This window comes from Pseudomonas sp. 313 (assembly GCF_000316965.1).
In the GTDB taxonomy this organism is placed as follows: domain Bacteria; phylum Pseudomonadota; class Gammaproteobacteria; order Pseudomonadales; family Pseudomonadaceae; genus Chryseomonas; species Chryseomonas benzopyrenica.
Genome location: NZ_ANBZ01000037.1, coordinates 1 through 14,400 on the forward strand (window position 1 = coordinate 1; position 14,400 = coordinate 14,400).

General features: G+C 66.5%; 14 protein-coding genes and 1 pseudogene. 9 read left to right on the top strand and 6 right to left on the bottom strand.

Annotated elements, in window-relative coordinates; translation table 11 throughout:
* The first annotated feature begins 55 nt into the window (after positions 1 to 55).
* The 4 genes from C722_RS0107990 to C722_RS0108005 all read left to right on the top strand — a co-directional run bounded on the left by C722_RS0107990 (position 56) and on the right by C722_RS0108005 (position 3,181).
* On the top strand, positions 56 to 418 hold the full coding sequence (locus C722_RS0107990) for an ArsC family reductase (RefSeq protein WP_017640000.1): 363 nt from the start codon (positions 56 to 58) through the stop codon (positions 416 to 418).
* 74 nt (positions 419 to 492) lie between these two features.
* Positions 493 to 1,527: a 2,3,4,5-tetrahydropyridine-2,6-dicarboxylate N-succinyltransferase gene (gene dapD, locus C722_RS0107995; RefSeq protein WP_017640001.1), complete on the top strand. Its 1,035-nt coding sequence runs from the start codon at positions 493 to 495 to the stop codon at positions 1,525 to 1,527.
* A gap of 50 nt (positions 1,528 to 1,577) precedes the next feature.
* On the top strand, positions 1,578 to 2,786 hold the full coding sequence (locus tag C722_RS0108000) for an aminotransferase class V-fold PLP-dependent enzyme (protein ID WP_017640002.1): 1,209 nt from the start codon (positions 1,578 to 1,580) through the stop codon (positions 2,784 to 2,786).
* The gene (locus C722_RS0108005; RefSeq protein WP_017640003.1) at positions 2,783 to 3,181 is read left to right on the top strand and encodes a SufE family protein; all 399 of its coding nucleotides are present in this window, start codon (positions 2,783 to 2,785) and stop codon (positions 3,179 to 3,181) included. The genes C722_RS0108000 and C722_RS0108005 overlap by 4 nt, the downstream gene beginning before the upstream one ends.
* Here C722_RS0108005 and tadA read toward each other — a convergent pair.
* Positions 3,178 to 3,681 (bottom strand): tRNA adenosine(34) deaminase TadA, encoded by a 504-nt coding sequence (tadA, locus tag C722_RS0108010; RefSeq protein WP_017640004.1) that lies wholly within the window; start codon positions 3,679 to 3,681, stop codon positions 3,178 to 3,180. The two genes, C722_RS0108005 and tadA, sit on opposite strands and share 4 nt — an antisense overlap.
* Before the next feature lie 253 nt (positions 3,682 to 3,934).
* Here tadA and C722_RS0108015 point away from each other — a divergent pair, with 253 nt between their 5' ends.
* Positions 3,935 to 6,157, top strand: a complete 2,223-nt coding sequence (locus C722_RS0108015) for an ATP-binding protein (protein ID WP_017640005.1) — start codon at positions 3,935 to 3,937, stop codon at positions 6,155 to 6,157.
* 207 nt (positions 6,158 to 6,364) lie between these two features.
* Positions 6,365 to 6,951 (top strand): annotated as a pseudogene (locus C722_RS24740) (LysE family translocator).
* Here C722_RS24740 and C722_RS0108025 read toward each other — a convergent pair.
* Positions 6,931 to 7,755 carry an AraC family transcriptional regulator gene (locus tag C722_RS0108025; RefSeq protein ID WP_017640007.1) on the bottom strand — a complete coding sequence of 275 codons (825 nt, stop codon included), beginning with the start codon at positions 7,753 to 7,755 and terminating at the stop codon, positions 6,931 to 6,933. The pseudogene C722_RS24740 and the gene C722_RS0108025 overlap by 21 nt on opposite strands.
* A 441-nt stretch (positions 7,756 to 8,196) precedes the next feature.
* On the opposite strand from C722_RS0108025, the gene C722_RS0108030 reads away from it, so the two are divergent.
* The 3 genes from C722_RS0108030 to mqo all read left to right on the top strand — a co-directional run bounded on the left by C722_RS0108030 (position 8,197) and on the right by mqo (position 11,130).
* The gene (locus C722_RS0108030; protein WP_017640008.1) at positions 8,197 to 9,105 is read left to right on the top strand and encodes an AEC family transporter; all 909 of its coding nucleotides are present in this window, start codon (positions 8,197 to 8,199) and stop codon (positions 9,103 to 9,105) included.
* A 97-nt stretch (positions 9,106 to 9,202) separates the two neighbouring features.
* The gene (locus C722_RS0108035; RefSeq protein ID WP_017640009.1) at positions 9,203 to 9,598 is read left to right on the top strand and encodes a cupin domain-containing protein; all 396 of its coding nucleotides are present in this window, start codon (positions 9,203 to 9,205) and stop codon (positions 9,596 to 9,598) included.
* Between the two features lie 26 nt (positions 9,599 to 9,624).
* Positions 9,625 to 11,130, top strand: coding sequence for a malate dehydrogenase (quinone) (gene mqo, locus C722_RS0108040; RefSeq protein WP_371099776.1), 1,506 nt, complete (start codon positions 9,625 to 9,627; stop codon positions 11,128 to 11,130).
* A 39-nt stretch (positions 11,131 to 11,169) separates the two neighbouring features.
* Here the strand turns inward: mqo and C722_RS0108045 are convergent, their stop codons facing one another.
* From C722_RS0108045 to C722_RS0108060, 4 genes are all read right to left on the bottom strand, one after another.
* Complete coding sequence (locus C722_RS0108045; protein WP_017640011.1) at positions 11,170 to 12,051, bottom strand: NAD(P)-dependent oxidoreductase; 882 nt, start codon at positions 12,049 to 12,051, stop codon at positions 11,170 to 11,172.
* 200 nt (positions 12,052 to 12,251) lie between these two features.
* The gene (locus C722_RS0108050) at positions 12,252 to 13,007 is read right to left on the bottom strand and encodes a molybdopterin-dependent oxidoreductase (RefSeq protein WP_017640012.1); all 756 of its coding nucleotides are present in this window, start codon (positions 13,005 to 13,007) and stop codon (positions 12,252 to 12,254) included.
* Complete coding sequence (locus C722_RS0108055; RefSeq protein ID WP_017640013.1) at positions 12,994 to 13,620, bottom strand: cytochrome b/b6 domain-containing protein; 627 nt, start codon at positions 13,618 to 13,620, stop codon at positions 12,994 to 12,996. The genes C722_RS0108050 and C722_RS0108055 overlap by 14 nt, the downstream gene beginning before the upstream one ends.
* A 70-nt stretch (positions 13,621 to 13,690) precedes the next feature.
* Positions 13,691 to 14,302 carry a hypothetical protein gene (locus C722_RS0108060; RefSeq protein ID WP_017640014.1) on the bottom strand — a complete coding sequence of 204 codons (612 nt, stop codon included), beginning with the start codon at positions 14,300 to 14,302 and terminating at the stop codon, positions 13,691 to 13,693.
* Between the last annotated feature and the right edge of the window lie 98 nt (positions 14,303 to 14,400).

The following is a 14,400-nucleotide window of genomic DNA, read 5'->3' on the forward strand; positions in this document are numbered from 1 at the left end:
TGGCCGACGCGCAGCAGACTTTGAGCAGGCTCTTAGTCTTTCGCAGGAGAACACCATGCCCGCAGCGGCCAGTGGCCTGAGCCTCTACGGCATCAAGGCCTGTGACACCATGAAGAAGGCCCGCCAATGGCTCGACGAGCACGGCCAGGCCTATCACTTCCATGACTACAAGCAGAGCGGCATCGACCGCGAGCGGCTGGCGGCCTGGTGCGCGGAACATGGCTGGGACAAGGTGCTCAATCGCGCCGGCACCACCTTCCGCAAACTCGACGACGCCCAGAAGGCCGACCTCGACACCGCCAGGGCCATCGATCTGATGCTGGCGCAGCCTTCGATGATCAAGCGACCCGTGCTCGATCTCGGCGACCGTACCCTGCTGGGCTTCAAGCCCGAGTTCTATGCCGCGGCCCTGAACTGAACCCCGCGGCCACCGCCCCTACTACCGAACATCTCGCACCGACCGGATCGGTGCCTCTGCAAAGGAACAGTCTCATGTCGAATGCCCTCTTCAGTATCGCCTTCGGTGTCGGCACCCAGAATCGCCAGGACGCCTGGCTGGAAGTCTTCTATGCACAGCCCCTGCTGAATCCCCCGGCGGCGCTGGTCGAGGCGGTCGCGCCGCTGCTGGACTACCAGGGCGGCAACCAGGCTATCACCTTCGCCCCGGCCCAGGCGCGCGGTCTGGCCGAAGCCCTCAAGGGCATCGATGCCGTGCAATCGGCGCTGCTGACCCGTCTGGCGGAAAGCACCAAGCCGCTGGTGGCCACCCTGCTGGCCGAAGACGCCGCGCCCGCCTCCACTCCCGAGGCCTACCTGAAGCTGCACCTGCTGTCCCATCGCCTGGTCAAACCCCATGGCCTGAACCTCAGCGGCATCTTCGCCCTGCTGCCCAACGTGGCCTGGACCAACCAGGGCGCCGTGGACCTGGCCGAGCTGCCGGCCGAGCAGTTGGAAGCGCGTCTGCGCGGCAAGTTGCTGGAAGTCTTCTCGGTGGACAAGTTCCCCAAGATGACCGACTACGTGGTGCCGGCCGGCGTGCGCATCGCCGATACCGCCCGCGTGCGTCTGGGTGCCTATGTGGGTGAAGGCACCACCGTGATGCACGAAGGCTTCGTCAACTTCAACGCCGGTACCGCCGGCCCCGGCATGATCGAAGGCCGCGTTTCCGCGGGCGTCTTCGTCGGCAAGGGCTCGGACCTGGGTGGTGGCTGCTCCACCATGGGCACCCTGTCGGGTGGTGGCAACATCATCATCAGCGTCGGCGAAGGCTGCCTGATCGGCGCCAACGCCGGCATCGGCATCCCACTGGGCGATCGCTGCACCGTGGAATCCGGTCTCTATGTCACCGCCGGGACCAAGGTGGCGGTGCTGGACGACCAGAACCAGCTGGTGCGGGTGGTCAAGGCCCGCGAATTGGCCGGTCAGAGCGATCTGCTGCTGCGCCGCAATTCGGAAACCGGCGCGGTCGAATGCAAGACCAACAAGACCGCCATCGAACTCAACGAAGCGCTGCACGCGCACAACTGAGTCCACAACCGGGCAGCCCGCGCCATGCGGGCTACCCCGGAGCTGTCGCCATGTCGCTACCCTCCCCTTGGAGAGCCGAATTTCCGGCTTTCACCGCGTTCGCCGCCGATGGCATCACCTATCTCGACAGCGCCGCCACGGCGCAGAAGCCCCAGGTGGTGCTGGATGCCCTGCTGGCCAGCTACCGCTTGGGCGCGGCCAATGTGCACCGGGCTCAGCACTGGGCGGCCGAGCGTACCACCGCTGCCTACGAAGGCGCCCGGGGGCGGATCGCCGCCTGGCTGGGCGCCGCCTCGCCGCACGAGGTGGTGCTGACCCGCGGTGCCACCGAGGCGCTCAACCTGCTGGCCTATGGTCTGGAAGACGCCCTTGCCGCCGGGGATGAGATCCTCATCAGTGCCCTGGAACATCACGCCAACCTGCTGCCCTGGCAGCAGTTGGCCCGGCGCAAGGGACTGCAGCTCAGGGTTATCCCCCTGACCCCGAGCGGTCATCTGGATCTGGAAGCCGCCGAGCGGTTGCTGGGGCCGAGAACGCGCGTGGTCGCAGTCAGCCAGCTGTCCAATGTCCTTGGCACCTGGCAGCCGCTGGCGGAGCTCGCGGTCTTGATCCGGGCACGCTCGCCGGCCTGGCTGGTGGTGGATGGCGCCCAGGGCGCGGTCCATGGGCGGCATCGCCCGGCCGACTTCGACGCCGATTTCTATGTGTTCTCCGGCCACAAGCTCTATGCCCCGGAGGCCATCGGCGTGCTCTGGGGCAAGGCCGAGTGCCTGGCGCACCTCAAGCCCTGGCAATTCGGCGGCGAGATGGTGCAGCACACCACCTTCACCGACGCCCGCTTCCACGCCGTGCCCATGGGCTTCGAGGCGGGGACGCCGCCCATAGGCGCGGCCATCGCCCTGGGCGCGGCGGTTGACTGGCTGCAGGGCCAGGACGAGACGCTGATCCGCGGTCACGAGCAGGCCCTGAGCCTGAAGCTGCTGGCCGGGCTGGCCGCCTGCGAGGGTGTCCGGGTACTGGGCGAGCCGCAGATCGCCCTGGCCAGTTTCCAGGTAGCTGGCGTCGATGTCGGCGATCTTTCCCACCTGCTGGGTGAACAGGGCATCGCGGTGCGTGCCGGTCAGCACTGCGCCATGCCGCTGTTCCAGACCCTGCAGACGCCGGGTGCATTGCGGGTGTCCCTGGGCCTGTACAACGATGCCGAAGATCTGCAGCGCTTTTTCACGGCACTCGACAACGCTCTGGAGCTCTTGCGATGAATCTGCTTCCCGATGCAGCGGAAGCCCGCCGCGCCTTCGTCATCGCCAAGGGCTGGGAAGCGCGCTCGCGCCTGCTGCTGCAGTGGGCCGAGCGCCTGCCGGCGGTACGCGAAGAACGCGACGAGGATCTGGTACAGGGCTGCGAGAGTCGGGTGCGGCTGACCCATGAAGCCCAGGGTGATCGCCACTTCTTTCGCGCCAGCAGCGAATCCCGGGTGCTCAAGGGGCTGCTCGCCGTGGTGCTGGTGCGCGCCAACGGCCTGACCCGCGAAGAACTGGGTCGCCTCGACATCCACGGCTGGCTGGGCGAACTCGGACTGGAACGGCAGCTGTCGCAATCGCGCAGCAACGGCCTGAACGCCGTGCTCACGCGGATGCGCGAACTGGCGGCCTAGCCTTCGCTGACCGCGGGATTGCGCCGCACGCGGAAGAATTCGGTCAGCACCTGGCCACAGGCCTCGGCCAGCACCCCGCCTTCCACCAGGACTCGGTGATTGAGAAAGTCCTGCTCGAAGAAGCGCCCGCGACTCTGGGCCATGCCGGCGCGCGGCTCGCTGGCGCCATAGACCAGCCGCTGGATGCGACTGTGGACGATGAGGCCGGCGCACATGCTGCAGGGTTCAAGCGTCACATAGAGGGTCGCCCCCGGCAGCCGGTAGTTGGCCAGACGCGCGGCGGCATCGCGAATGGCCTCCATCTCGGCATGGGCGCTGGGATCGTGGGCACCGATGGGCCGATTGAAACCGCGGCCGACGACCTCGCCGTCGAGTACCACCACGGCCCCGACCGGCACCTCGCCCTGCCCGGCGCCCTGCTCCGCCAGGGCCAGGGCCTCACGCATGAATAGGTCATCCCGGCTGCGGTCGATGATGGGCAAGGGACGGAAGCGGGCCATGTCGGGACTCTGGGCAAAAGCCCATGATACCGCCGTCAGGCAGGGAGGCCAGCCAGGACATCTTAGGTCAGTCCAAGAACCCTTCGTCCGAAAGAGAAGCGCAATAATCGTTATCGGCTACTGCGAATGCGAAACTAGTGCAACGGATGCTGAAACTGCGTGACCGGCATCACATTCACAGCCATTCGGTGCTAAAGCTTTAACAGGATCGCCCTGGAGCGGTCCTATTCAAGAGTTCATTTGAGACAGTCGCATGATTGCTGCACCTTCCGGTCAGTCGCTGCAAAGCTGCGAAAGCGAGCCGATCCGCATTCCAGGCGCTATCCAGGCACATGGCTATCTCATCGCTTTCGAGGAGGTGGAGGGGCTGGTCAAGCATGTCAGTCACAACCTGCCCGAGTTGCTGGGCAAGCCGCAGGTGGAGTTGCTGGGTCGGCCGCTGCAGCAGGTCCTGCCCGTCGATCTGTTGGAACAGGTGCGACAGGCGCTGACGCTGGAACATCTGGAAGAAGCCAATCCGTTGAGCTGGACGCGCCCGATTCGCGACATGGACGTGATCCTGCATCGCAATCATGGGCTGGTGTTCCTGGAATTCGAGCCGGATGACCACGGCGGTGTCGAGCCGGCGGGCCTGGCCCGCGCCCTGGCGCGTCTGCAACAGGCGCGCACCCTGCCCGAGCTGTGCGAAGGCGCGGTACGGGAAGTGCGGGCACTGACCGGCTTCGACCGGGTGGTGGTCTATCGTTTCGACGACGGTGGCGATGGTCAGGTGGTGGCCGAGGACCGCGTCGAGGATATCGACAGCTATCTGGGCATGCACTTCCCAGCAGCCGACATTCCTGCCCAGGCGCGGGCGCTCTATCATGAGAACTGGATCCGCAACATTCCCGACGCCCAGTACCAGGCAGTGCCCCTGGTGCCGGCCTTTCTACACGGCAGCGAGCAGGATCCGATCGACCTGACCCACGCCGTGCTGCGCAGCGTGTCGCCCATCCATTGCCAGTACGTGCGCAACCAGGGTCTGCGTGCCTCCATGAGCGTTTCGCTGATCAGCGACGACAAGCTCTGGGGGCTGATCAGCTGTGGCCATCGCGAGCCGCTGTACCTGCCCTATCGCACCCGGATGGCCTGCCGCTCGGTCGGGGTGCTGGTGTCCCTGATGATCCGCGCGCTGGAGAATCGCCAGGTCCAGCGCGAGATTGATGCCCGCGAGGCGCAATTGGCCGCGCTGATCCAGGGGATGTGCGACAGCCGCGGCGAGGTGCTCAGCGGCCTGTGCGAGCGGGCCACGGATCTGCTGGAGCTGGTGGATGCCACCGGTGTCGCGGTGCTGGTGGAGGACGAGCTCTGCAGCCTGGGCGAATGCCCCAGCGCGGAAGACATCCGTATCCTCGCCGCCTGGGTCACCACCGAGATGGACGCCTCGGGCATCTATGCGACGCGCTGCCTGGCCGACGAACTGCCCGATGCCCGTCGCTACAGCGACCGGGCCAGCGGCGTCCTGGCGCTGGCGCTCCCCAAACCGGTACGTAACCTGGTGCTCTGGTTCCGCCCGGAGATCGTGACCACCGTGGTCTGGAGCGGTAATCCGGCCAAGCTGGAGCCCACGGCGCCCGTCTCGGGTCCTGGCCTCAACTATCCCCATCCACGGCGCTCCTTCGACGCCTGGAAGGAACTGGTACAGCTGCGCTCCCAGCGCTGGCGGCCATCCGACCTGTTCGCCGCCAAGGACCTGCGCCGTTCGGCCATCGAGCTGGACCTGGCGCGTCAGGTCGAGCGTGAGCGCCAGGCGGTACGCCTGCGCGACGAGATCGTCGCGGCGGTCTCCCACGACCTGCGCAGCCCCATCACCATTATCCTGATGAAGGTCGGGATGCTGCAGCGCCAGCTGGAAAAGCTGGCGCTGGGCGATGACCGCCTGCCCAGTTCGCTGGAGGTGATAGAGACCGCGGCCAACCGCATGAATGCCTTGATCAGCGACCTGCTGGACCTGTCGAAGATCGAATCCGATCGCCTGGCGCTGGATCTGAAGCAGGCGCGTCTGGCCGACGTCTGTGCGCAACCCATCCTGCTGTCGCGACCGCTGGCGGAGATCAAGAACATCAGCCTGGAATACGCGGCCGATCAGGATATTCAGGTGCTGGTGGAAGCCGAGCGCATCTTCCAGGTGCTGATGAATCTGCTGGGCAATGCCATCAAATTCACCGCGCCGGGTGGTCTGGTCCAACTGAGCATGCAGCGGGTCGGTCCCATGGCCCAGATCAGTGTGAGCGACAACGGTCGTGGCATGAGCCAGGCGCAGCAGGCGCGGGTCTTCGAGCGTTTCTGGCATGTGCAGGAAGACAACCCCACCGGCCATGGGCTGGGGCTGTATATCGCCAAGGGCATCGTCGAGGCCCATGGTGGCGAGCTGAGCGTCACCAGTACCCTGGGCGAGGGCAGTACCTTCACCTTCACCCTGCCCATCGCGCCCTAGCCGTCAGGACGTGAAAGAAGAAAGCCCCGGTGGCCGACAGCGACGTTGAAACCACCGGGGGAGCGCTCGGCTCGCTGTAATGGACGTCAATGCAACGCCGCGAATTCCTGCCTTTCGTCGGGCTCGAAGAGTCATTTTCTTCAATACGGCGGACGGTCACGCTCGCTAGGGTCAGGTCTGCGCAATCGACGAGACCTAGCGATGACCCTGACCCTGATCCTGTCCATGGCCACCTTTGCCCTGGTGGCTTCCCTTTCGCCCGGCCCGGTCAACCTGGTGGGCTTCAACACCGGCCTGACCCATGGCTGGCGCCCGGCCCTGTGGCATGTCGCGGGCGCCACCCTTGGCTTCGTGGTGTTGCTGGTGGCGGTCGGCCTTGGCCTGCATGGGGTGCTGGCGGCCTGGCCGATGCTGCTCTGGGTCTTGCGCGCGGCCGGCGCGCTCTTTCTGCTGTACCTGGCGTGGAAACTGGCGAGGGCCTCCGGGGACCTGGGCACCGGCCAGCTGCGGCACTGTCCGGGCTTTCGTGATGTGCCTTGTTGCAGTGGCTCAATCCCAAGGCCTGGCTCGCCGCCGCGGCCGGGGTGGCCCTGTTCGTCGGCGAGGATCGCGGGCGCCTGGCGCTATTCGCCGTCCTCTATCTGGTGATCTGCTTCGCCTCGCTCGCCTGCTGGGCGGTGGCCGGCGAATGGCTGCGCGGTCGCGCCCTGGCGGCGCCCCGCCTGCGCCTGCTCAATCGCGGCCTGGCGGTGCTGCTGGTGCTGTGCGCCGCCTCACTGCTGTGGGAGGGTTGAAGCGGCGCGGTACTGGCCAGGGGTAGCTGCCACCAGGCGCTTGAAGGTGCGCTGCAGATGCGCCTGGTCGGCGAAGCCGGTGGCCAGGGCGACCTCCGCCAACTCCTCGCCCTGGCGCAGTCGTTGCCGCGCCAGCCGGATGCGGCGGTCGATCAGATAGGCGTGGGGCGTCAGGCCATAGCGCCGGCGAAAGCTGCGAATCAGCTGAGTGGGCGAGAGATCCGCCACCTGACTGAGCTGGTCCAGGCTGACGCCCTCGCCGCAGTGGGCATCGAGAAACTCGGCGGCCCGGCGCAAGCGGCGATCCTCACGCTCCCGCGCGGCAGCGATGGGCGTGCGCCCCAGTCGGGCCAGCACGGATTCGAAATACAGCAGCGCCTGGCTCTGGCGCTGCAGGGTAAGGCTATCGGGATCGACCAGGCAGGCATGCAGTGCCTCCAATCCGGCGTACAGCTGGTCGTCCTGGGACAGCTGCACGGCCAGCGGCTGGAAGTCGTCGGCACCCGGGCGCTGCAGCTCGGCCAGCCAGCCGGCGTCCACGTGCAGCATGCGATAGCGCCAGGCCGCCTCACCCTGGGGATTGCAGGCATGGACGTCGCCGGGATTCATCAGCACCAGCGTACCCGCCCCCACCAGTTCGCGGGTCGGGCCATTGTGATAGCGGCTGCGCCCGCCCAGCACGGTGCCGATGGAAAAGGTCTCGTGGGAATGGGGGGCATAGCAGAGCGCGCGACCGTCCTGGATGGAGCGGGCTTCGAGAAAGGGCAGCGCGGGATCGCGCCAGAAACTCGGGGTGGTGGTCATCATCCTTCTCCCCGCAAGGACCGCCAGTGCCCGGGTAGCCCCGGGAATCCAGCCGGTAGCTTAGAGGAAGGGCAACGCTCCCGCATCCAGGATGCGACCGGCGCTGCGCGCGGAAGCGCAGCCGCGCGAAGAGCGAGAGGTGAAATCACAAGAAGGCAAGCACGGGAATCCGACCAAGGTCTAGATGCGACAATTTGCCGCACACAATCTGTAAACAAAAGTTTCTAAACACCGTCAACAGGAGAGCAAAGCCGCCTTCCAGAGCGCTTCAGGCGAGGCCACCACCTCCGCCGTAGGGCACGCCTGGAGCGACACCTTGTCGATCCCAGCTCAGGAGTTTCGGATGAACCGTCGTACCGCCGACATCCCCGCGCGACTCACCTGCCAACCACCTTCAGCCGCTGCCCCTGGCGCCCTCGTCATCCCTGGGAGGGCGCGGCCATGATCGAGATCATCGCCCAGGCCCTTGCGCCCATCGTCTTCGTCACCGCCCTCGGCTGGTGTGCCGGTCGCTGGCGAGTCATGCCTGCGGAGGCGAGCAAGATCCTCGCCGCCTTCGTAGTCACCTTCGCCCTGCCCATCAGCCTCTTTCTCGCTGCCGCCAAGACCCGGCCCGAACAGATCCTCAACCTGCCCTATGTGGCGACCCTGGCAACCGGCCTGATCGGTATCTGGCTACTGGGCCTGGCGCTGGGTCGCGTGCGCGGCGGACACAACTGGCGCGAGGCGACCCTGCGTGGCATCACCGTGGCCTTTCCCAACATGGCCTACTGCGGGCCGCCGGTCCTGCTCGCGGCGGTCGGCCCGTCCGCCCTGTTGGCGGTGATCGTCGGCAACCTGATCGTCACCCTGGTGATCATTCCCTTGTCGCTGGTGCTCTTGAGCAGTGGCGGGGCCGCCCAGGCGCTCGCCAAGGCCGTGCGCCAGCCGCTGGTGCTGCTGCCCTTGCTGGGACTGGCCTGCGCCCTGCTCGGCCTGCGGCCCCCGGCATTGCTGGTGGCGGCGACGGACGAAATCGGCCGGGCGGCAGGCGGCGTCGCCCTGTTCACCCTGGGCCTGATCCTGGCCAGCATCCGCCCAAGCTTCGACCGGGACATCCTCGGCAACCTGCTGCTGAAGAATCTGCTGCAGCCGCTAGTGCTGCTGGGTATGGGTCTGGCGCTGGGCCTGCACGGCGAGCTGCTCCAGCAGGTGTTCCTGCTCGGCCTGCTGCCATCGGCCACCGCGGCGCCCAGCCTGGCCATGGCCCAGGGCGTCTATGCCGAGGAAGCAGCGCGCAGCGTGTTGTTCAGCACCCTGCTCGCCATTCCCGGAATAGCCCTGGGCATCGTACTGGCGGCCAGCCTGTAAGAGGCCGGCCCTCACGTGAACCGGGGCCCGGCGGGTGCCCCGTTGCCTTGGTGAAACCCGCGCCGCAAGCAACCTACCGATGTTTCAGGAGACAGAAATGGCCATTCGATGTGTACGGCTCTGGACCGGCAACGACGGTAATTCGTTGTTCGAGGAAGGGCAGTTGGAACTGGGCGAAGGCCTGCATGGCAAGGCCTCAGGCCTGCCCATCGCGGTAAACGAGCTGTCCTTCCAGGAAACCACGGCGGGAGGTGCCTTCGAATGGCACCAAGACCCGCAGCCCCAGTTCGTCATCACCCTGAGCGGCACCCTGGAGTTCGAGGTCAAGTCGGGCAAGACCTTCGTGCTGCGGCCCGGCGACGTCCTGCTGGCCCAGGACGACACTGGCTCCGGGCACCGCTGGAAGCTGCTCGGCGACGAGCCCTGGCGGCGTGCCTACGTCATCTACGAGCCCAACGCGAACCTGCGCTTCGTTCCCAACCAGCCGGCGTAATGCCTGAGGAAACTGTCATGTCGTCATTGTCTTCCACGGATTCGCCCGACGTCGTGTTGATCGGCGCCGGCATCATGAGCGCTACCCTGGGTACCCTACTCAAGGAACTCGACCCCAGCCTCAGCGTGACGCTGTTCGAGAGCCTGCACGATTGCGCCCAGGAGAGTTCCCAGGGCTGGAACAACGCCGGTACCGGCCATGCCGCCAACTGCGAGCTGAACTACACGCCGCAGCGCAATGACGGCAGCGTCGACATCGCCAAGGCGCTCAAGGTGAATACCCAGTTCGATCTCTCGCGCCAGCTCTGGGCCTACCTGGTCCGCAAGGGTGCGATCCCGGACCCGCAGGCTTTCATCCACGCCTGCCCCCATATGAGCTTCGTCTGGGGTGCGGACAACGTCGCCTTCCTCCGCGAACGCTATCGGACGATGAGCGCCCATCACTGCTATCACGGCATGGAATACAGCGAGGACCGCACGCAGATCGCTCAGTGGGCACCGCTGATCATGGAAGGACGCGGTGCCGACGAACCGGTTGCCGCCACGCGCATGGTGACCGGCACCGACGTCGACTATGGCGCCCTCACCCACCTGCTGGTGCGTCAGCTCAGCCAGCAATCGGGCTTCGCCGTGCACTATCACCAACGGGTGGTGGACTTGGCGCGTACCGACAGTGGTCACTGGCGGGTGACGGTGGAGGACGTCGAGCACGGTGGGCGCACGGAGGTCACCGCCAAGTTCGTCTTCATCGGTGCCGGTGGCGGCTCGCTGCCGTTACTGCAGAAGTCCGGCATCCCCGAAGGGCACGGTTTCGGCGGTTTTCCCATCTCCGGCATCTGGCTGCGCTGCGACGTCCCGGCGCTGGCCGAACGGCATCAGGCCAAGGTCTATGGCAAGGCGCCCTCGGGTTCGCCGCCCATGTCGGTCCCACACCTGGACACCCGCATCGTCGGCGGCCAGCGCTCGCTGCTGTTCGGACCCTATGCGGGCTTTTCCTCGCGCTTCCTCAAACACGGCGCCCTGACCGATCTCTTCACCTCGCTGCGTCATGACAACATCCTGCCGCTGCTGAACGTGGCCAAGGACAACCTGGACCTGACCGAATACCTGATCGGGCAGATCTTCCAGAGCTCCAGCCAGCAATTCGCCATGCTGCAGCAGTTCTTCCCCCTGGCGAAGAAGCGCGACTGGCAGGAAGCGGTGGCCGGGCAACGGGTGCAGACCATCAAGCCCACCGGCCAGCATGGCCTGCTGAGCAAGAAGGGCGAACTGGAATTCGGCACTGAACTGGTGAGCGCCGCGGATCGCTCCATCGCCGCGCTGCTCGGCGCCTCACCGGGTGCTTCGACAGCCGCAGCCATCGCTCTGGAGGTGCTGGAAACCTGCTTCCCGGAGCGTCTCACCGAAGACGCCTGGCTGCCGGCGTTGCGGCGCATCCTGCCGACCTACGGCCTCGACTTGAAGACCGACGCGGCAGCCTGCCGGCAGAGTCGCGCCGAGACCGCCAAGGTCTTGGGGATCGCCGACGTGTGAGGCTCCTTGGCCGCATGCACGGGCATGCGGCCATCCCCCTTACCGGGTAGCGGCGTCTTCGGCTTCTTCCAACAGGATATCGGCGGTGATGACGTAGTCGGCGTCGGGATGCAGCTCGGCGCCCAGGGCCAGTTGCTGCGCGGCGGCGGCCAGGGTCGGCGCGCCCTGGAAGGTGGCATTGAGTTCGGCCAGCAGGAGGCCCATGTCCTTGTGCATCAGCGCCGCCGGGAATTGCGCGGCGAAGTCGCCCTCGCGCAGGGCGGCCAGCTTGCGCTGGTGGTGGGGCGAGAGCACCGCCAGGTCACCGAACACCTCGAACAGCACCTCGGCATCGAGACCGGCACGGGTGGCATAGGCCAGGGCTTCGGCCAGGGCGGCGAGACCCGCGCCCATCAGGCCGTTGATGGCCAGCTTGATGGCCGCGCCCTGCCCGGTCGGCCCGACGTGATGCACGGTCTTGCCCAGGGTTTCGAGGATCGGCCGCGCACGCTCCACCGCCTCGGGTTCGCCGCCGGCCAGGACCACCAGTTGCGCCTGTTCCGCCTCGGGGGTGCTGCCGGACACCGGTGCCTCGACCACGGCGATGCCACGGGCGCGACCGGCCGCTTCCAGGCGCAGCGACAGCGCGGGCGAATTGGTGCTGGTATTGATCAGCAGGCGCCCGCTTTCCAGACGGGCGAGGACGCCGTCGGCACCGAGCAGCACCTGTTCGAGGATGGCGTCATTGGGCAGAGAAACGATCACCACTTCCGCCTGGGGCAGCAGGGTCGCCAGGGGCTCCATGGGCGTGCCGTGGCGCTCGCCGTCCTGCTGGTGTTCGGCGTAGGCGCGGACCGGATAACCGGCCTCGCGCAGGTTGGCACCCATGCGCTGGGCCATGGCGCCAAAGCCGATGAAACCGATCGAGGGATGAGCGGACATGAGGGGAGCTCCCGGTAGAGGATGGTGGTATCTCGACTCTACCTCCGGGCCGGGGTTCCGCCATCAAAAGCTTAGGCAAAGTCTCGCGAGCTAGAGCCAAACAAGGCGAAAAGACCTGAGGAAGCGCAGTTTACGAGTGGTAAATGAGCATTCCGAAGGTCTTTTCAACGCAGTTTGGCCGACACGCAGCAGACGTTGCCCTAGATCCCGCTGAACCAGTTGTAGCCCTGGTCCTCCCAGTACCCACCAGGATAGTCGTTGGTCACGAACAGCGCCTGGATGTGCTTGGGATTCTTGAAGCCGAGCTTGGTGGGCACCCGCAGGCGTAGCGGATAGCCGTAGTCCGGCGGCAGCGCGACCTGGCCGAAGTCCAGCGCCAGCAGGGTCTGGGGGTGCAGCGCCGAGGCCATGTCGATGCTTGAGTAGTAGCGGTCGGCGCACTTGAAGCCGACGTACTTGGCCGTGGTGTCGGCGCCGATGCGTTCGAGGAAGGTACGCAGGGGCACCCCACCCCACTGGCCGATGGCGCTCCAGCCCTCGATGCAGATGAAGCGGGTGATGTCGGCGCGCTGCGGCAGGCGGCGCAGGTCTTCCAGGGTCCAGGCCTGTTTGTTGGCGACCAGGCCGGAGACCTCCAGGCGGTAATCGCTCAGGTCGACTTCCGGAACGTTGTATTCGGGGTAGAAGGCGTTGAAGGGAAAGGGATCGGTGATCTGGCTGGCGGCATAGGTCGGCGCCAGGCGTTCGCGACCGAACAGCCAGGCCTGCACCCGGTCGTTGAAGCGCGACATGGACCAGAGCACCTTGTCGACGCTGTCGCCGTCCTGCAGGTTGCAGCCGCTGAGCATGGCCAGGGCGCCCACCGTCAGGCCCTGCTTGAGCAGCAGGCGTCGCTGCAGATTCTCCACCTGCCGCTGTTGCGCCGGTTCCAGGCGCAGGCGTTCACGCCGACTCATCGTTAACCTCCTCGTGCGCCCGACCGGTGATCATCGGCGGCAGGGTGCGGGGGACCAGGATGACCAGGGCCAGGTGCACGACGACGAAGGCGCCGATGCCGGCCATGGCGAAGAAATGCACGTAGCGAGCGGTGTCGAAGCCACCGAGCAGGGCCGCCAGCCCCTGCAATTGCACCGGTTTCCAGATCGCCAGGCCGGAGAGCACCACCAGCACGCCGAGGGCCAGTACGCCCCAGTAGAGCAGGCGCTGCACGGCGTTGTAGGTGCCGAGGTGATGACCCAGACGCAGGCGCACGGCCGCGGCGAAATCACGGCCGATGGCGCGCGGTGACAGCGGCAGGAAATCCCGCCGGAAGTGGCCGCTGAACAGGCCATAGAGCAGATAGATCAGGCCGTTCGCCAGCAGCAGCCAGAAGACCGCCAGGTGCCAGGCGATGGCGCCGCCCAGCCAACCGCCAAGGGTCGCCCAGGCGGGAAAGGTGAAGGGGAACAGCGGCGAGGCGTTGTAGATCGCCCAGCCGCTCATGAACATGCAGGGCATCGCCAGGGCGTTGAGCCAATGGGTGAGGCGCACCGGCCAGCGGTGCACCAGACGCCGTCGCGAGGTGGTCATGATCTGTCCCTCTTCACCGCGAGATGGGGGCGGTCGCCATCCCAATCAGGCGACCGCGGGGGGGGGGGTCTTACATGGGCGGGGTGAAACCGTCCTTACCTACGGCCACGCCCTTGGCGTGCTTGCCGTCTTCGGCGGGGAACAGCACCACCTTGGCGCCGGGCTTGAGCAGGCTGCGGTCGCCCTTCTCGACATAGGCGATGGGCACGTCTTCCGGTACCACCAGCTGCTTCTCGCCGCCTTTGTACTGCACGGTCAGGGTACGGCCATTGGCCTTCTTGAGTTCGCCCACGGTACCGTTGGTCATGGTGCCGGTGCTGCCGTCAGCGTTTTCCCAGCCGTAGTGGCCTTCACCGGAGCCGCGCAGGCTGGCCTCGAACACGGTCACCTCCAGCGCCTTGAGGGTGCCATCGGGCTGAGGGGTGGCGGCGGAGCCGATGAAGCTGTTGGCTTCGATGCGATCCAGGTTGGCCTTGGATACGGCGCGGTAGCTGGTCTTGTCGTCCAGCATCAGCGTCTGGTGGGCACCGTTGCGGGTGGTGAAGGCCAGGGTGTCGCCCTGGACGCTGTCCACGGTGCCGCGCATGGGCTTGACGGTGGGCATGGGCGCGGCCTGGGCCAGCAGGGCGCTGCTGGCGAGCAGCAGGGCAAGGGAACCGCGGAGCAGAGTCTGGGTACGCATGAAGCCTCCTGGGATAGGGAATCGCCCCGCCACAGTGCGACGCGTGGGGGGTCAGCAAGATGACCGGCGAATGACAAAAATGTCACCCAGCGAAGCGA